The following is a 15,811-nucleotide window of genomic DNA, read 5'->3' as shown; positions in this document are numbered from 1 at the left end:
CTAGCGGATTCAATTGATCGAATCGGACGCCGCCAGCGCGATGCCGGAGGCCGCGCCGGCCGCCGCGGCACCGACCGCGCCGGTCTCGCCCTCGAAGCGCACGTGCTCGATCTCGACGAAGCGTTTGCTGATCTTCTCGCTGCTGATCTGCACCTGCTGCGCGTCCTCGTGGGCCTGGCGGATATGGGTGGCGAGGTTCTTCATGCGCTGGTCGAAGCGGCGGAAGTCGTCCGACAGCTTGGACAGCGCCGCCTTGATGATGTGCACCTGCTGGCGCGTCTCGACGTCCTTGATCACCGCGCGGGCGGTGTTGAGCACCGCCATCATGGTGGTCGGCGAGACGATCCACACCCGCTTCTGCATCGCGTACTGCACCAGCTCGGGGTGATAGGCGTGGATCTCGGCGAACACCGCCTCGGCCGGCACGAACATCACCGCACCGTCGGCGGTCTCGCCCGGCACGATGTACTTGTCGCCGATCGCGTCGATGTGCTTCTTCACGTCGGCCTTGAACTGGCGCTGGGCGGCCAGCCGCTCGCCGTCGGCGGCGCCGAACATGCGGTGGTAGTTCTCCAGTGGGAACTTGGAATCGACCGCCACCGTGCCGGTCGGCTCGGGCAGCCGCAGGATGCAGTCGGCCCGCGTGCCGTTGGACAGCGTGGCCTGCAGCGCATAGCAGTCGGCCGGCAGCACGTTGCTGACCAGGTGCTCCAGCTGCACCTCGCCGAAGGCGCCGCGCGAGCGCTTGTCGCCGAGCAGTTCCTGCAGGCTGACCACGTTGGTGGTCAGGCCGTCGATCTTCTTCTGCGCCTCGTCGATGGTGGCCAGCCGCGCCATCACGCTGGCGAAGGTCTCGTTGGTCTTCTTGAAGCCCTCGTCGAGCCGCTCGGTGACCTTGCCAGAGATCTGCTCGAGCCGGCCGTCGACCGTCTTGCTCAGCTGGCCGATGGTCTGGGTCAGCTGCTCGGTGGTGCGGCGCAGGGTGTCCAGCAGCAGCGCCTGCTGGGTGCGGCTCTGGTCGACCACCAGCTTGCCCACCGTCTCCAGCACCTCGGCGCGCAGCTTGTCCTGCTTCTGCTGCACCGCCTGCGAGATCTCGGCCAGCTGCTTGGCGATCGCCTCGCGGCTGTCGGCCAGCGCCTGGGTCTGGGTCAGCTGCATCGATTGCAGCGCCTGGGTCTGGGCGATCTGGCTGGCCTGCAGCGCCTCGGTCTGGGTCGAGCGCAGGTGGTCCAGGCCGACCCGGGTGTCCTTGAGCTCGCCGCCGACGCTCTCCCGCAGCCGGTCGAACGACTGGCCGATGCTGTCGCGCAGCCGGTCGCCCGACTCCTGCACGCTGCCGCGCAGCCGCTCGGACTGCTGGCTGAAGCCCTGGCTCAGCGCGTCAGACTGGCGCTGCAGGCCGGCATGCAGGTCGTTCAGCATGGCGCGGTGCTTCTCTTCCATCTGCGCGGTGAGCAGATCCAGCGTGCTGCGCTGCGATTCGGCCAGCACACCGAGCCGCACCACCACCAGGCCGGCCGCCAGCAAGACCACCAGCGCGACGATGCCGAACAAGACTTCGATCATGGGAAATATTCCAAAAGCATGACATGCAGCCGCGGATGATACGCCGAAGGCCGGCGCCGACCTACGGACGGGTCGGCCGCACGGCACGCACATAATTCCACAATGGAATAAAAAAACAATTTGTTATTCCTTGATCGAATTATTGGCTCGATCAATTATTCATCCCAAGCATAAGACGAACAAAAACAATCCAGCCAAGGAATAAGTAAATGACCCGCGTCGTGCCCCTCGCCGGCAGTCCCAACAGTCTCTCGCGATCCGCCGCCCTGCTGCAACGCGCCACCGCCGTACCGGCCAGCCACGCGGTGGACAGCCAGCCGGTCGGCGTCGCCGATTTCCCGCCGCAGGCGCTGCTGTGCGATTGGAAGCATTCGACCGAGGTGGCCAGCTTTCCTCCGCCAGGTGGCACGGACCGACGGCCTGGCGGTGGCCGCGCCGGTCTACAAGGCCGCCTACAGCGGCGCGCTCGAGGAGCCGGCGCTGGCGCGCTCCAGCTGCGGCGTCAAGCCGGTGACCGCCCAGGTCGGCGCCGGGCAGCAGATGACCGCCGACGTGTTCCACGGTCTCAAATTGATCCCGAAGCCGATCGACATCAAGCAGGCGCGGCGGGCTGCCAACTTGCGCGGGCGCCTGCCAATCCCTAGGCCGGGCTTTAGGCCCGACAGCGCCGCCGGCCAGGGCCGTCGTCGGGCATGAAGCCCGACCTACCAAGGCTCCGCGCCGGCCACCACAACGGCGCAGCGGACACGCAGCAGCGACGATTCCACCTCCACCCGCGTTGGGGAGCGCGGGCTGTCCCGCTCCCGGCCTGACTCCTGGCCGGGAGCGGGCGGCGGTGGATCCGTGCCGCAGGCCGCCACCGAATCGAATTGAAAGCGATCGCACCATGAAGGTCTTCTGGTCCTTCCCGCCCCACGGCGACAGCCGCTACCTCGGCACCAGCCGCGGCGCGGCCGGGCTCGCCGCCTACGAGGCCGCCATCCTCGACCGCGTGCCGGGCCAGGCCAGTACCGAAGCGCCGGCCGTGCCGCTGCCGGCGCGCTTGCCGACCCAGTTGCAATGGGCGCCATGCCCCCGCGCAATCGCCCCCGCAGGAGCGGCTTCAGCCGCGGAAGCATCGACGGCACGACCGCCATGCGCGGCTGAATCCGCTCCTACACCCCTCACCTTCCAGCCAGGAGCCGTGCCATGACCATCAAGTCCATCAACGTCCGCAACCAGTTCAAGGGCACCATCAAGGAGATCATCGAAGGCCCGGTGGTGTCCGAAGTCGACGTCGCCACTCCGGCCGGGGTGGTCACCTCGGTGATCACCACCCGCTCGGTCAAGGAACTCGAGCTGCAGGTCGGCTCCGAGGTGATCGCCTTCGTCAAGTCGACCGAGGTCTCGATCGCCAAGCTCTGAGCGCGCCTGACGCCCTGACCGGCGTCAGCGGCAATCCGGTTTGCGCATAAACGCCCGGCAAAGCCGGGCGCTCGAGGCCAGCTCACGCTCGATCAACGGCGCGCCCTGATTCATTCATACGCCCCCGCCCTCGCCGCCGCGAGGGCGCCTCGCTTCGCTCGTGCGCGATTCCTGGCCGGCGTCACCGCGGTATTAACCAAGCCTTGCCATGCTCGCGTGATCCCATGCAATCTGCCGCAGCCCCATCACCATTTCCCACCATGAACATCGTCATCCACCCCGGCTGGCAGGATTCCGGCCCCGACCACTGGCAATCGATCTGGCAGGCCGCGCTCCCCCGCAGCAGCCGCGTGGCGCAGGCGGACTGGGATCGTCCGCAGCTGGACGACTGGGTCGCCGCGCTCGACCGCCACCTGGCCGCGCTGGACGGCCCCGCCGTGCTGGTCTGCCACAGCCTCGGCTGCATCACGCTGGCGCACTGGAGCGCGCGCACCGCCAACCGCCACGGCCGGGTCGCCGCCGCCCTGCTGGTCGCGCCGGCCGACGTGGGGCGCGGCGACGCGCCGGCCGAGATCGTCGGCTTCGCACCGATCCCGTTCGACCCGCTGCCCTTCCCGGCTACCGTGGTCGCCAGCGACGACGATCCGTTCTGCGAGCCGGCGCGCAGCCGGGCTTTCGCCGCGGCCTGGGGCGCACGGCTGGTCACGCTGGCCGGCGCCGGCCACATCAACGCGGCGGCCGGCTTCGGCGCCTGGCCCGAGGGCCGCGCGCTGCTCGACGCGCTATGCCGGCGGGCAGCCTGAACACCGGCCGCCGCCGCGCCGGTCGATCGCGCTGACGGGCAGCCGGAAAGCGGCGCCGAGCTTGCGTTTCACGGCATCCGGTTCCACACTGGAAAGCCCGACGTCATAGCGCGCTTCGCAATGCTCCGCAGCCTCATCCTTGCACTCGTGCTTTCGACCGCCGGCTTCGCTGCCGAGGCGCAGCAGAGCCTTGCCGCGATCCACGAGGCGGCGGCGCGCTTCCTCACCGGCCAGCTCGCCGCCCACGGCGACCGCGCCAGCTTCCAGCTCGGCAAGCTCGACAACCGGCTCCGCCTCGCCCCTGCCAGCAACTCGACGTGCAACTGCCGCAGGGCGCCCGGCTGGCCGGCAACACCAGCCTGCGCATCGCCTGCGTCAAGGGCGCCCGCTGGAGCGTCAACCTGCCGGCCGCGGTCTCGATCCAGGCCGACTACTGGATCGCCAGCCGCGCGCTGCCCTCGGGCCACGAGATCAACGAGAACGATATCGAGCGGCGCAGCGGCGACCTGGCCCAGTTGCCCGCCACCGTCATCGTCGACCACACCCAGGCCATCGGCCGCACGCTGATCGGCGGCACCCCGGCCGGCGCCCCTTGCGCAGCGACCAGCTGCGCGCGCCGTTCGCGGTCAAGGCCAACGAATTCGTCAAGGTGATCGCCCAGGGCAACGGCTTCGAGGTCGCCAGCGAGGGCCGGGCGATGAACAATGCCAACGAAGGCCAGCCGGTCAGCGTCAAGATGAATTCGGGCGCCACCGTGCAGGGCATCGCGCGCTCCGGCGGCACGGTCGAGATCCGTTACTGAGATCCGGAGCACGGTGGGGCAACTGCCTGCCCACGCGGCGTGGTCCGCATGAAATGCAATTCACCGCGGAGGACGCGGAAGAAGCCATGCCACCTTGCCCGACCTCCGCGTCCTCTGCGTCCTCCGCGGTAAAATCATCGAACCCGGCGATCCACAGGGCGCCGATTGATGCAATGCCGCATCGCCTAGACCCTGTCTCCCCCGCCAAGTAGAATCGAGCGCTTCTTCCCGCCGGTTTTTCGACAACGCCCCATGCAGGTTTTCCGCGGCGCCCCTTCCGCTCAGCCGGCCCCTGTGCCCTCACCATCGGCAATTTCGACGGTCTGCACCGCGGCCACCGCGCCATGCTCGACCGCCTGGTCGGCGAAGCGCGCCGGCTCGGCCTGCCGGCCGCCGTGCTCACCTTCGAGCCGCACCCGCGCGAGCTGTTCGCGCCGGCCGCGGCGCCGGCGCGGCTGTCCAGCCTGCGCGAGAAGCTCGAGCTGCTGCGCGAGGCCGGCGTCGAGCGCGTCTACCTGGCCCACTTCAACCACGGCTTCGCCGGCCTCACGGCCGAAGCCTTCGCCGAGGACGTGGTGGCGCGCCAGATCGGTGCGCGCTACGTGCTGGTCGGCGACGATTTCCGCTTCGGCCGCGGCCGCGCCGGCGACCAGGCGCTGCTGGCCGAGCTCGGCCACCGCGCCGGCTTCCTGGCCGAGGCGATGCCCGAGATCGCGGTCGACGGCCAGCGCGCCTCCAGCACCGCGGTGCGCGAGGCGCTGGCCACCGGCCACCTGGCGCTCGCCGGCAAGCTGCTGGGCCGGCCCTACCGCATCAGCGGCCGGGTGGTGCACGGCAACAAGCTCGGCCGCGAGATCGGCTTCCCGACCGCCAACATCCAGATCAAGCACAACCGCCCGCCGCTGGCCGGCATCTTCGTCACCGAAGTGCACGGCGCCGGCGCTACGCCGCTGCTCGGCGCCGCCAGCCTCGGCAAGCGGCCCACGGTCGACGATTCGGGCCGCTACGCGCTCGAGGTGTTCCTGCTCGACTTCAGCGGCGACCTGTACGGCCGCCACCTGCAGGTCGATTTCCTGCACAAGCTGCGCGACGAGGAGAAGTACGACGGCCTCGACGCGCTGATCGCGCAGATCCGGCTCGACGTCGACCACGCCCGCGCCTTCTACCGCGAGCGCCAGCACAGCGAACGAATTAGCCGCCCCCGTCCGTGAGCGGACGGGGGAATCCGCACCGACTTCCACGCGAAGCGGGCCGCGCCGCCCCGGCCGCCCTGCCCGCCTCGTCCGCATTCCGCAGCTTTCCCGAGATCTCCAGCCATGGCTGAACAGAACAAATACCCCGTCAACCTGCTCGACACGCCGTTCCCGATGCGCGGTGACCTGGCCCGCCGCGAGCCCGGCTTCCTGGCCCGCTGGCAGGAACAGAAGCTGTACCAGCGCGTCCGCGCCGCCTCGGCCGGCCGGCCCAAGTTCATCCTGCACGACGGCCCGCCCTACGCCAACGGCGACATCCACATCGGCCACGCGGTCAACAAGGTGCTCAAGGACATCATCGTCAAGACCAAGACGCTGGCCGGCTTCGACGCGCCCTACGTGCCGGGCTGGGACTGCCATGGCCTGCCGATCGAGCACCAGATCGAGAAGCTGGTGAAGGGCGACAAGAAGGCCATCGAGGCCACCCCTCGATCCACGCCAAGATCGTCGCCTACCGCCAGGAGCACGGCCTCGACGCCCGCGCCATCCACCTGCCGGCCGACTTCGTGCGCACGCTGTGCCGCGAATACGCTGAGATCCAGATCGAGCGGCAGAAGAAGGATTTCGTCCGCCTCGGCGTGATCGGCGACTGGGACGACCCGTACAAGACCATGGCCTTCAAGACCGAGGCCGACATCGTCCGCACGCTCGGCGAAGTGCACCGCAACGGCTTCATGGTGCGCGGCCAGAAGCCGGTGCACTGGTGCGTCGACTGTGGCTCCTCGCTGGCCGAGGCCGAGGTCGAGTACGAAGACAAGGTCAGCCCGGCCATCGACGTCGCCTTCGCCGTGAAGGACCGCGCCGCGCTGGCCGCCGCCTTCGGCCTCGACGCCGCCCGCATCGCCGACACCCCGGCCTACGCCGTGATCTGGACCACCACGCCGTGGACGCTGCCGGCCAACCGCGCGGTCTGCGTGCACCCCGAGCTGACCTACGACCTGGTCGAGACGCCGCGCGGCCTCCTGATCCTGGTGCGCGAGCTGGCCGCCGCCGCGATCGCCCGCTACGGCTTCGATTCGGCCGAGGTGGTGGCGCAGGCGCACGGCAGCAAGCTGGAGCACCTGGCCCTGCTGCACCCGTTCTACGACCGCGAATCGCCGATCATCCTGGGCAACCATGTCACCACCGACGCCGGTACCGGCCTGGTCCACACCGCGCCGGCGCACGGCCTGGACGACTGGCTGGTCGGCCAGCACTACGGCCTGAGCGACGAGAACCCGGTCGGCAACGACGGCCGCTTCAAGGCCGGCGTGGCGCTGGTCGAGGGCCAGACGGTGTGGGAGGCGGTGCCGAAGATCATCGAGATCCTGGCCGAGCGCGAGGCGCTGCTGGCCAACGTCAAGCTCAACCACAGCTACCCGCACTGCTGGCGCCACAAGACGCCGATCATCTTCCGCGCCACCGCGCAGTGGTTCATCGGCATGGACAAGCCCGGCATCGCCGGCGAGACGCTGCGCCGGCGCGCGCAGGCGGCGGTCGACGCCACCGAGTTCTTCCCCGACTGGGGCCGGCCGCGGCTGGAGGCGATGATCAACAACCGCCCCGACTGGTGCGTCTCGCGCCAGCGCAACTGGGGCGTGCCGATGACCTTCTTCGTGCACAAGGATTCGGGCGAGCTGCATCCGCGCTCGCTCGAGCTGCTCGAAGCCGTGGCCAAGCGGATCGAGACGGCCGGCATCAACGCCTGGTTCTCGCTCGACGCCGCCGAACTCTTGGGCGAGGAAGCGCGCGACTACGTCAAGCTCAACGACACGCTCGACGTCTGGTTCGACTCGGGCTCGACCCACTTCGCCGTGCTGCGGCAGCGGCCGGAACTGCGCCGTGACAGCGGCGATGAAAACAGTCCTCCCGCCGACCTCTACCTCGAGGGCTCGGACCAGCACCGCGGCTGGTTCCAGTCCTCGCTGCTGACCGGCTGCGCCACCGCCGGCCGCGCGCCCTACAAGCAGCTGCTGACGCACGGCTTCACCGTGGACGGCAAGGGCGAGAAGATGTCCAAGTCCAAGGGCAACGTGGTGGTGCCGCAGAAGGTGATCGACCAGCTCGGCGCCGACGTGCTGCGGCTGTGGGTGGCCTGCACCGACTACTCGGGCGAGATGAGCATCTCGGACGAGATCCTCAAGCGCGTCACCGATACCTACCGCCGCATCCGCAACACGCTGCGCTTCCTCCTGGCCAACCTCAGCGATTTCGACGCCGCGCGCGACGCGCTGCCGGTCGACCGGCTGCTGACCATCGACCGCTACGCGCTGACCATGGCGCAGGCCTTCCAGCAGGAAGTGCTGGCCGACTACGAGCGCTACAGCTTCCACACCGCGATGCAGACGGTGCAGCGCTTCTGCGCCGAGGACCTGGGCGGCTTCTATCTCGACATTCTGAAGGACCGGCTCTACACCACCGCGGCCGGCAGCCCGGCGCGCCGCTCGGCCCAGACCGCGCTGCACCACATCACCCGCAGCCTGGCGCTGCTGCTGGCGCCGGTGCTGAGCTTCACTGCCGACGAGGTGTGGTCTACGCTGAACGGCAACGACGCCGACAACACGCTGCTGCACACCTGGCACCAGCTGCCGCTGCCGGCCGATGCCGCCGCGCTGGCCGGCGACTGGGCGCGCGTGCGCGAGCTGGTGGCGCAGGCCAAGAAGGACATGGAGGTGCTGCGCGAGGCCGGCCGGATCGGCTCGAGCCTGCAGGCCGAGCTGACCATCACGGCCGATGCCGCGCTGTACCCGCTGCTGGAGGCGCTCGGCGACGACCTGAAGTTCGTGCTGATCGTGTCGAAGCTGACGCTGCAGGCCGGTACCGAGACGCGGATCGAGGTCGCCGCGTCGGGCGACGCCAAGTGCGAACGCTGCTGGCACTACCGCGCCGAGGTCGGCCGCCACGCCGAGCATCCGACGCTGTGCGGCCGCTGCATCAGCAACCTGTTCGGCTCGGGCGAGGTGCGCACGCATGCTTAAGGCCGGCCTTGCCCGCTGGCTGGTGCTGGCGGCCGTGGTGATCGTGCTCGACCAGGCGAGCAAGCTCGCCGTCGAGGCGGCGCTGAACTACGGCGACGTGATTCCGCTGTTCCCGGGCTTCAACCTGGTGCTCACCTACAACCCCGGCGCCGCCTTCAGCTTCCTGGCCTCGGCCGGCGGCTGGCAGCGGCATTTCTTCACCGTGCTGGGCCTGGTGGTCGCCGTGGTGCTGGTGCACCTGCTGCGCCGCCATCACGCCGAGACGCGCTTCGCCGCGGCGCTGGCGCTGATCCTCGGCGGCGCGCTGGGCAACGTGATCGACCGCGTGCTGTACGGCCACGTGATCGACTTCCTCGACGCCTACTGGGGGTGTCGCACTGGCCGGCGTTCAATATCGCCGATTCGGCGATCTGCCTCGGCGCGGCGCTGATGGTCATCGACAGCTTCGCCAGCGGCAAGCCTAAGCGCACTTGAATCGCAATGGTGGTCAGCAACTTTCGGTACAGCGCCCGGCAATGCCGGGCGTTTGCGTTCAGTGACCGGACAATCAGCGGCTTGCTCTGAGTCAATCCCCCCGCCCTCGCCGCCCGGGGCCCCGCGAAGTCGGAGACTTCGTGGGGTGGACCAGAGGGGCCTCGCTACGCTCGTCAGTGGGACTTTGGCCCACCGTGACTTGCGCAACGGTTGCCACTCCATTGGGGAGGATGGCCAAGCCAGAGGGGCGAGCGATATCAACGGGCGCACGCCACTTTGCGGCAGACCGATCCGGCCCATGGGTTAAAATGGCGCCCAATCCCAGTCATACCCGGTAGAACCCCATGCACATGCAGGTCATTCTCGCCAATCCCCGCGGCTTCTGCGCCGGCGTCGACCGCGCCATCGCCATCGTCGAGCGCGCGCTGGCCCAGTTCGGCGCCCCCATCTACGTGCGGCACGAGGTCGTCCACAACAAGTTCGTGGTCGAGGATCTCAAGCAGAAGGGCGCGATCTTCATCGAGGAGCTTGACGACGTGCCGGCCGGCGCGACGCTGATCTTCTCGGCCCACGGCGTGCCGCAGTCGGTGCGGCGCGAAGCCGAGGCGCGCGGCCTCAAGGTGTTCGACGCCACCTGTCCGCTGGTCACCAAGGTCCACCTCGAGGTGAAGCGGCTGCGCGAACAGGCGTTCGAGATCGTGATGATCGGCCACCGCGGCCATCCCGAGGTCGAGGGCACCATGGGCCAGTCGAACGGCGGCATGTACCTGGTCGAGGATGCCGAAGACGTGGCCAGGCTCGAAGTGCGCGACAGCAGCAAGCTCGCCTACGTGACCCAGACCACGCTGAGCATGGACGACGCCGCCGTGGTGGTGGCCGCGCTCAAGGCGCGCTTCCCGGGCATCGTCGGCCCCAAGAAGGACGACATCTGCTACGCCACCCAGAACCGCCAGGACGCGGTCAAGAAGCTGTCGGGCCAGACCGACATCGTGGTGGTGGTCGGCTCGGTCAACAGCTCCAATTCCAACCGCCTGCGCGAAGTGGCGGCCAATGCCGGGCTCGACGCTTACCTGGTCGACAACGCCTCCGAGCTCGACCCGGCCTGGTTCGCCGGCAAGTCCAACGTCGGCGTCAGCGCCGGCGCCTCGGCGCCCGAGGTGCTGGTGCGCGAGGTGATCGAGCGCATCCAGTCGTTCGGCGCGCAATCGGTGCGGGAGATGGAAGGCACCGTCGAGGGTGTGGTGTTTTCGCTGCCCAAGGGCCTCAACACCTAGGCATCCGCGCAACGCCGGGCCATACCACGATCGCCAGCCCAGCGGCTGGCGATCGCTTTTTGTAAGCCGATATTCGTGAACTACCTCACAAACGACCGATTTCTGTGTTTTTGTCACAACACTGCAACAGGCACAATTTCCGCTTGTCTCGCCGGAATTGCCATGCTGCACAGCGACAAGACAGGACTAAATTTTTCTTAATTTCCATTCATATTCAAACAATTAATCGCACATCGGCGATACTGCGCCGCAGCAAGACCGCCGGGCGTTGTAAAAGTTGCTCAGCGCTGGCTCAGGTTTTCCCCAATGCATTCGAGCCGCCGGCGCCCGACAATTTATGCGCAAGTCATGGGAGAGCCTACCGGCTCCCGAACCCTGCCCAATAAGTACATCCATGCAGAAAAGGACGAATCAATGAAATACGCACCGCTCGCTGCCGCTCTGGCCGGCCTGTTCGCAACCACCGGCTTCGCACATGCCGACACCACCAACGTCACCGTCTACGGCATCGCCCAGGCCGCCGTGTCGGTCGTCGATGACGGCGTGACCCGCAAGACTATCGTCGAAGACACCGGTTCGCGCATCGGCTTCAAGGGCAACGAAGCGCTGGGCAACGGCCTGAACGCGTTCTTCAAGATCGAAAGCAAGGTCGCCCTGGACACCGGCGCTTCCGCCGGCTTCGCCAACCGTGAAGGCTGGGTCGGCCTGCAAGGCGACTTCGGTACCGTCAAGCTCGGCCGCGGCAAGACCTACTTCGACCTGGCCCAGGAAAACTTCGACGGCTTCAACGGCAACTCGACCATGATCAACAGCCTGTTGATCGATGGTGCCTACTACCGCGCCAGCAACAACATCGCCTACGAAACGCCCGACATGAACGGTTTCGTGGCCAAGCTGCAGTACGGCGACATGGAAGCCAAGAACGACACCACCGGCGTTTCGCCGAGCGCCATCATCGGCTCGGCCGAGTACAACAACGGTCCGTTCCAGATCGTTGGCGCCTTCGAAAGCCAGAAGGACCTGGCCCTGGCGGTTGCCGACGGCACCAAGGCCACGGTCAAGGGCAACAAGATCAACAACTACCTGCTGGGCGCCGGCTACACCATCCCGAACGCCGGTACCAACTTCAAGCTGGCCTACCGTCAGTCCAACTTCAAGAACGGCGCCGTGAAGGCCGACCGCGACACCTGGATCGGCGTGGTCACCCAGCCGATCGGCAACGGCAACGTCCGCTTCGGCTACACCACGCTGGGCGATGTCGATTCCAACGCCGGCACCATCAGCAACTCGGGCGGCTCCTACTGGGCCATCGGTGGCGACTACGCGCTGTCCAAGCGCACCATCGTCTACACCGAATTCACCCGCGCCAGCAACGACGACAACCTGGCTGCCACCGGCAGCGTGCTGGAAACCAGCGCTGGCCAAGCCGCGGGTCACCGCAGCAACAGCGCCTGGACGACCGGCCTGATCCACCTGTTCTAAGCCGTCGTTCAAGCCCGCGGTTCCGCCGCGGTCGCTGGAATGGAAACACCCCGCCTCGGCGGGGTGTTTTTTTATTCGCCGTCCGGCACGCCGGCTAGGCGGGGCGAGCAGCGGCGCCCAGCGCCCGGTCGAGGAAATCCGGCGGCAGGACGATGTCGTACTCGAAGAGGCCGCCCGCGCAGGGCTCGAAGTGATTGCACGGCAGCAGTAGACCAGCCGGCCGAATGGGCTGCCCTGCCCAGGCCGGGTTCACTCCGCGGCCGGCTGGAGCAGCGGCCTCACCTCGACGTCGGACGCCGGCACCCCTTCGACCGGCGCCGCCGGCGCGGCAGGGACCACCGTCTCGTGCACCACCACCGGCTTGGCCGCCTTGGCCGGCGCATCGCGGGTGGCAGCGTCGACCGCCCAGCTGCCGGCCTTGACCACGCCCTTGCCGGTGGCCACGGCGACGTCGGCGGTGACGCCGACCGCGGTGGTGGCGACGCTGACCGCGGTGGAAGCCATGCCGACCGCCGCGCCGGCCACCGTGACCACGGCGCAGCCGCTCGCGGCGAGGCAGGCCAGCGGCAGGGCGAGAAGATGCAAGCGGATGTTCATGGCTGCTCCATGGCGGCCGGGTCGAGCGTCAGCACGACCTTGCCGAGGTTGAGATTGGCTTCGAGATGGCGGTGCGCATCGGCGACCTGCTCGAACGGGAAACAGCGGTCGAGCGTGGTCCGGATCTCGCCGCGCAGCAAGGCCGGCAGCACCTGTTCGCGCAGCGCGTCGCTCAGCCGGGCCTTCACCGCCGCCGGCTGCGGCCGCAGCGTCGAGCCGCGCAGGCTCAGCCGCTTGACCAGCAGCCGGCCCAGGTCGAGCCGGCCGGCCGCGCCGCCCATCAGGCCGATCAGCACCAGCCGGCCGTCGGGCTTGAGGCTGGCGACGTTGCGTTCGAGATAGTCGCCGCCGACCGGATCGAGGATCACGTCGGCGCCGCCTTCGGCACGCACCGCCTCGGCGAAATCCTGCGTGCGGTAGTCGACCGCCGCGACGGCGCCGAGCGCGCGGCAGAACGCCGCCTTGGCCTCGCCGCCGGCGGTGGCGATCGCGCGCGCGCCGCACAGGCCGGCAAGCTGGATCGCCGCGGCGCCGACGCCGCTGGCGCCGGCATGCACCAGCGCCGTCTCGCCCGGCGCCAGCGCGGCCAGCTCGACCAGGTTGAGCCAGGCCGTCATCCACGCCTCGGGCAGGCTGGCCGCTTCGGCATGGCTCAGGCCGGCCGGCTTGCGGATCGCGCAGCCGGCATCGAGCAGCGCGTAGTCGGCATAGCCGCCGCCGGCCACCAGGCCGAACACCGGCTCGCCCACCAGGAAGCCGGCCACGTCATCGCCCAGCGCGGCGACCTCGCCCGACACCTCGAGCCCGAGCAGCGGCGAGGCGCCCGGCGGCGGCGGGTAGCGGCCCTCGCGCTGCACCAGGTCGGCCCGGTTGACGCCGGCGGCGTGCACCCGCACCAGCAGCTCGTTCGGTCCGGGCCGCGGCGTGGCGGTCTCGCCCAGCCGCAGCGTGGCGGCGTCGCCGGGGCCGTCCTGCAGCACGGCGCGCATGCGGGCCGGCGGCTGCATCAGGTCAGCGCCACGCTGAGCGTGGCGTCCTGGGTCTTGCCGGCCTCGTGCGGCAGCGCCAGGTACTCGCGCGACTGCATCTCGGTGAGCCGGCTGGCGGTACGGAAGAATTCGTTGGCGAAGCTGCCCTCGGTGTAGATCTGCTCGGCCGGCACCGCGGCCGACAGGATCAGCTTGACGCGGTAGTCGTAGAACACGTCGACCAGCCAGGTGAAGCGCCGCGCCGCCGACGACTCGCGCGCGGCGAGCTTGGGCACGCCCGACACGATCACCGTGTGGTACTGGCGCGCCAGCCACAGGTAGTCGGTCTGCGCGCGCGGGCCTTCGCACAGTTCCTTGAAGCTGAACCAGACCACGCCGGGCGCGTGGCGGCGCGCGACGACCTGCCGGCCTTCGATGGTCAGCTCCGGCGGCAGGTCGGCCGCGGTGGCGAGGCGCGAGAAGATCGCGTCGAGCTCGGCGTCGGTCTCGGCCGAATCGGGCACCAGGTAGGTGCGCGCCTGCTCCAGCGTGCGCATGCGGTAGTCGTGGCCGCCGTCGACGTTGACCACCACCACGTTGCGCTTGATCAGCTCGATGGTGGGCAGGAAGTTCTGCCGCTGCAGGCCGTTCGGATACAGGTCGTCGGGCGCGTAGTTGGAGGTCGCCACCAGCACCAGGCCGCGCTCGAACAGGTGGGTGAACAGCCGGCCCAGGATCATCGCGTCGGCGATGTCGGAGACGTGGAATTCGTCGAAGCACAATAGCCGCGTCGATTCGGCGATGCCGTCGGCGACGATGGCGAGCGGATCGGCCGCGTTCTTGAGCGCGCGCAGGCGATCGTGGATTTCCTGGATGAAATGGTGGAAATGCAGCCGGCGCTTGCGCTGGTAAGGCACGCAGGCGAAGAAGCCATCCATCAGGAAGCTCTTGCCGCGGCCCACGCCGCCCCAGAAATACAGGCCCTTGGGAATATCGGGCATCGGCAAGAGGCTGCGGCCGAACAGCCGGTCGCGCTTGCGCTTGAACTCGATCAGGTCGTCGTAGAGCCGCTGCAGGTGGCCGATCGCCGCCTCCTGGGCCGGATCGCGCTGGAAACCGGGCTGTTCGGCCGCGGTCTCGTACCATTGCCGCGGCGGCGTGCCGGGCTGGATGTGGGCTGTGAAGGCGTGCTGGGACATATCCGGAAACAGGCGGGTAATCGCCGCGGATTATAAAGCCGCGATCGGCCGCAACTGTAGCAATCACGGGCAAGACCAGTCGCAAACACTCGTATATATTTGAAAACGGCCGTACCGAAACCAATCATTCACAAAACGGCCCGGGCCTTGCCGGTGGCCATGCCAACCGGGGAACCTTTCCCCAATCGTCGTCATCAGCAATACCCTGTCTCAAGCACGCAAACCCAGGAGCCAAGCATCATGAGCAGAATCGCACTCGTTACCGGCGGCATGGGCGGCATTGGTACCGCCATCTGTCAGAAACTCGCCGACGCGGGGCACACGGTCGTCACCACCTACAGCCGCCCGGGCAAGGAAACCCAGTGGCTGGCCGACCAGAAGGAAAAGGGCTACGTCTTCCACGCCTATCAGTGCGACGTGGCCGACTACGAGGCCAGCCAGGCGATGGCCGCACGCATCCTGGCCGAGGTCGGCCCGGTCGACGTGCTGGTCAACAACGCCGGCATCACCAAGGACACCACCTTCCGCCGCATGAACAAGGTGGACTGGGACGTGGTGATGCGCACCGACCTCGATTCGGTCTTCAACGTCACCAAGCCCTTCATCGACGGCATGACCGACCGCGGTTTCGGCCGCGTCATCAACATCTCATCGATCAACGGCCAGAAGGGCCAGTTCGGCCAGACCAACTACTCGGCCGCCAAGGCCGGCATGCACGGCTTCACCAAGGCGCTGGCGCAGGAGGTGGCGAAGAAGGGCGTGACGGTGAATACCGTGAGCCCGGGCTACATCGCCACCGAGATGGTCATGGCGGTCAAGGAAGAGATCCGTCACGCCATCATTTCGGGCATCCCGGTCAACCGGCTCGGCACGCCGGAGGAAGTGGCGACGCTGGTGGCCTATCTCGCCGGCGACGCGGCCGGCTTCATCACCGGTTCCAACATCGCCATCAACGGCGGCCAGCACATGTTCTGAGCGGGCTTCCGCGGCAAGTGCAGATGAAAAAGGGCGCCACCGGCGCCCTTTTTC

The 15,811-nt window shown here is 68.4% G+C and carries 16 protein-coding genes and 1 pseudogene; 12 read left to right on the top strand and 5 right to left on the bottom strand.

From position 1 onward, the window contains the following. Window positions 1-9: 9 nt before the first annotated feature. Window positions 10-1,569 (bottom strand): DNA recombination protein RmuC, encoded by a 1,560-nt coding sequence (locus tag H9L41_RS10295; RefSeq protein ID WP_084300607.1) that lies wholly within the window; start codon window positions 1,567-1,569, stop codon window positions 10-12. A 402-nt stretch (window positions 1,570-1,971) separates the two neighbouring features. Between H9L41_RS10295 and H9L41_RS10290 the strand changes: the two genes are divergently transcribed. From H9L41_RS10290 to H9L41_RS10280, 3 genes are all read left to right on the top strand, one after another. Next, window positions 1,972-2,265, top strand: a complete 294-nt coding sequence (locus H9L41_RS10290) for a hypothetical protein (protein WP_028448075.1) — start codon at window positions 1,972-1,974, stop codon at window positions 2,263-2,265. Window positions 2,266-2,757: 492 nt separating this feature from the next. Next, complete coding sequence (locus H9L41_RS10285; RefSeq protein ID WP_028448077.1) at window positions 2,758-2,973, top strand: TOBE domain-containing protein; 216 nt, start codon at window positions 2,758-2,760, stop codon at window positions 2,971-2,973. A 260-nt stretch (window positions 2,974-3,233) separates the two neighbouring features. Then, the gene (locus H9L41_RS10280; RefSeq protein ID WP_028448078.1) at window positions 3,234-3,776 is read left to right on the top strand and encodes an RBBP9/YdeN family alpha/beta hydrolase; all 543 of its coding nucleotides are present in this window, start codon (window positions 3,234-3,236) and stop codon (window positions 3,774-3,776) included. Here H9L41_RS10280 and H9L41_RS10275 read toward each other — a convergent pair. Then, a complete protein-coding gene (locus tag H9L41_RS10275) occupies window positions 3,756-4,022 on the bottom strand; it encodes a hypothetical protein (RefSeq protein WP_187523796.1) in 267 nt (88 codons plus the stop codon). The two genes, H9L41_RS10280 and H9L41_RS10275, sit on opposite strands and share 21 nt — an antisense overlap. 71 nt (window positions 4,023-4,093) lie before the next feature. On the opposite strand from H9L41_RS10275, the gene H9L41_RS10270 reads away from it, so the two are divergent. The 8 genes and pseudogenes from H9L41_RS10270 to H9L41_RS10240 all read left to right on the top strand — a co-directional run bounded on the left by H9L41_RS10270 (window position 4,094) and on the right by H9L41_RS10240 (window position 12,018). Further along, window positions 4,094-4,429 (top strand): SAF domain-containing protein, encoded by a 336-nt coding sequence (locus H9L41_RS10270; protein ID WP_187523795.1) that lies wholly within the window; start codon window positions 4,094-4,096, stop codon window positions 4,427-4,429. After that, on the top strand, window positions 4,369-4,578 hold the full coding sequence (gene flgA, locus H9L41_RS10265) for a flagellar basal body P-ring formation chaperone FlgA (RefSeq protein WP_187523794.1): 210 nt from the start codon (window positions 4,369-4,371) through the stop codon (window positions 4,576-4,578). Before H9L41_RS10270 ends, flgA begins: the two co-directional genes overlap by 61 nt. A 305-nt stretch (window positions 4,579-4,883) precedes the next feature. Then, complete coding sequence (locus tag H9L41_RS10260; protein ID WP_187523888.1) at window positions 4,884-5,789, top strand: bifunctional riboflavin kinase/FAD synthetase; 906 nt, start codon at window positions 4,884-4,886, stop codon at window positions 5,787-5,789. Window positions 5,790-5,894: 105 nt separating this feature from the next. After that, window positions 5,895-8,788 (top strand): annotated as a pseudogene (gene ileS / locus H9L41_RS10255) (isoleucine--tRNA ligase). Further along, the gene (lspA, locus tag H9L41_RS10250; protein WP_506256284.1) at window positions 8,781-9,218 is read left to right on the top strand and encodes a signal peptidase II; all 438 of its coding nucleotides are present in this window, start codon (window positions 8,781-8,783) and stop codon (window positions 9,216-9,218) included. Before ileS ends, lspA begins: the two are co-directional and overlap by 8 nt. After that, entirely contained in the window at window positions 9,182-9,262 is an 81-nt protein-coding gene (locus H9L41_RS26490) for a hypothetical protein (protein ID WP_506256285.1), read from the top strand. The genes lspA and H9L41_RS26490 overlap by 37 nt, the downstream gene beginning before the upstream one ends. A 344-nt stretch (window positions 9,263-9,606) precedes the next feature. Continuing rightward, window positions 9,607-10,536 carry a 4-hydroxy-3-methylbut-2-enyl diphosphate reductase gene (gene ispH / locus H9L41_RS10245; RefSeq protein WP_028448083.1) on the top strand — a complete coding sequence of 310 codons (930 nt, stop codon included), beginning with the start codon at window positions 9,607-9,609 and terminating at the stop codon, window positions 10,534-10,536. A gap of 414 nt (window positions 10,537-10,950) precedes the next feature. Further along, window positions 10,951-12,018 (top strand): porin, encoded by a 1,068-nt coding sequence (locus H9L41_RS10240; protein ID WP_028448084.1) that lies wholly within the window; start codon window positions 10,951-10,953, stop codon window positions 12,016-12,018. Window positions 12,019-12,267: 249 nt separating this feature from the next. Here H9L41_RS10240 and H9L41_RS10235 read toward each other — a convergent pair whose 3' ends face one another. From H9L41_RS10235 to zapE, 3 genes are read right to left on the bottom strand one after another with little or no spacing between them, the layout of a single operon-like run. Beyond that, entirely contained in the window at window positions 12,268-12,615 is a 348-nt protein-coding gene (locus tag H9L41_RS10235) for a hypothetical protein (RefSeq protein WP_084300609.1), read from the bottom strand. Beyond that, window positions 12,612-13,622, bottom strand: a complete 1,011-nt coding sequence (locus tag H9L41_RS10230; RefSeq protein ID WP_245589270.1) for an NAD(P)H-quinone oxidoreductase — start codon at window positions 13,620-13,622, stop codon at window positions 12,612-12,614. Before H9L41_RS10230 ends, H9L41_RS10235 begins: the two co-directional genes overlap by 4 nt. Next, window positions 13,622-14,782 carry a cell division protein ZapE gene (zapE, locus tag H9L41_RS10225; protein ID WP_051319425.1) on the bottom strand — a complete coding sequence of 387 codons (1,161 nt, stop codon included), beginning with the start codon at window positions 14,780-14,782 and terminating at the stop codon, window positions 13,622-13,624. The genes H9L41_RS10230 and zapE overlap by 1 nt, the downstream gene beginning before the upstream one ends. A gap of 237 nt (window positions 14,783-15,019) precedes the next feature. Here zapE and phbB point away from each other — a divergent pair, with 237 nt between their 5' ends. Beyond that, on the top strand, window positions 15,020-15,757 hold the full coding sequence (gene phbB, locus H9L41_RS10220; protein WP_444542017.1) for an acetoacetyl-CoA reductase: 738 nt from the start codon (window positions 15,020-15,022) through the stop codon (window positions 15,755-15,757). Window positions 15,758-15,811 lie beyond the last annotated feature (54 nt).

The organism is Chitinimonas koreensis, from assembly GCF_014353015.1.
Classification (GTDB): domain Bacteria; phylum Pseudomonadota; class Gammaproteobacteria; order Burkholderiales; family Chitinimonadaceae; genus Chitinimonas; species Chitinimonas koreensis.
The sequence above is the reverse complement of the archived record's forward strand: the minus strand, read 5'-3'. Positions and strand labels throughout refer to the sequence as shown.

Bases quoted from the DNA above. Each gene is read 5' to 3' on its own strand.
- H9L41_RS10285 (WP_028448077.1), top strand. From the start codon at position 2,758: ATGACCATCAAGTCCATCAACGTCCGCAACCAGTTCAAGGGCACCATC.
- zapE (WP_051319425.1), bottom strand. From the start codon at position 14,782: ATGTCCCAGCACGCCTTCACAGCCCACATCCAGCCCGGCACGCCGCCG.
- lspA (WP_506256284.1), top strand. From the start codon at position 8,781: ATGCTTAAGGCCGGCCTTGCCCGCTGGCTGGTGCTGGCGGCCGTGGTG.
- H9L41_RS10295 (WP_084300607.1), bottom strand. From the start codon at position 1,569: ATGATCGAAGTCTTGTTCGGCATCGTCGCGCTGGTGGTCTTGCTGGCG.
- H9L41_RS10240 (WP_028448084.1), top strand. From the start codon at position 10,951: ATGAAATACGCACCGCTCGCTGCCGCTCTGGCCGGCCTGTTCGCAACC.
- H9L41_RS10280 (WP_028448078.1), top strand. From the start codon at position 3,234: ATGAACATCGTCATCCACCCCGGCTGGCAGGATTCCGGCCCCGACCAC.
- ispH (WP_028448083.1), top strand. From the start codon at position 9,607: ATGCACATGCAGGTCATTCTCGCCAATCCCCGCGGCTTCTGCGCCGGC.
- H9L41_RS10230 (WP_245589270.1), bottom strand. From the start codon at position 13,622: ATGCAGCCGCCGGCCCGCATGCGCGCCGTGCTGCAGGACGGCCCCGGC.
- H9L41_RS10235 (WP_084300609.1), bottom strand. From the start codon at position 12,615: ATGAACATCCGCTTGCATCTTCTCGCCCTGCCGCTGGCCTGCCTCGCC.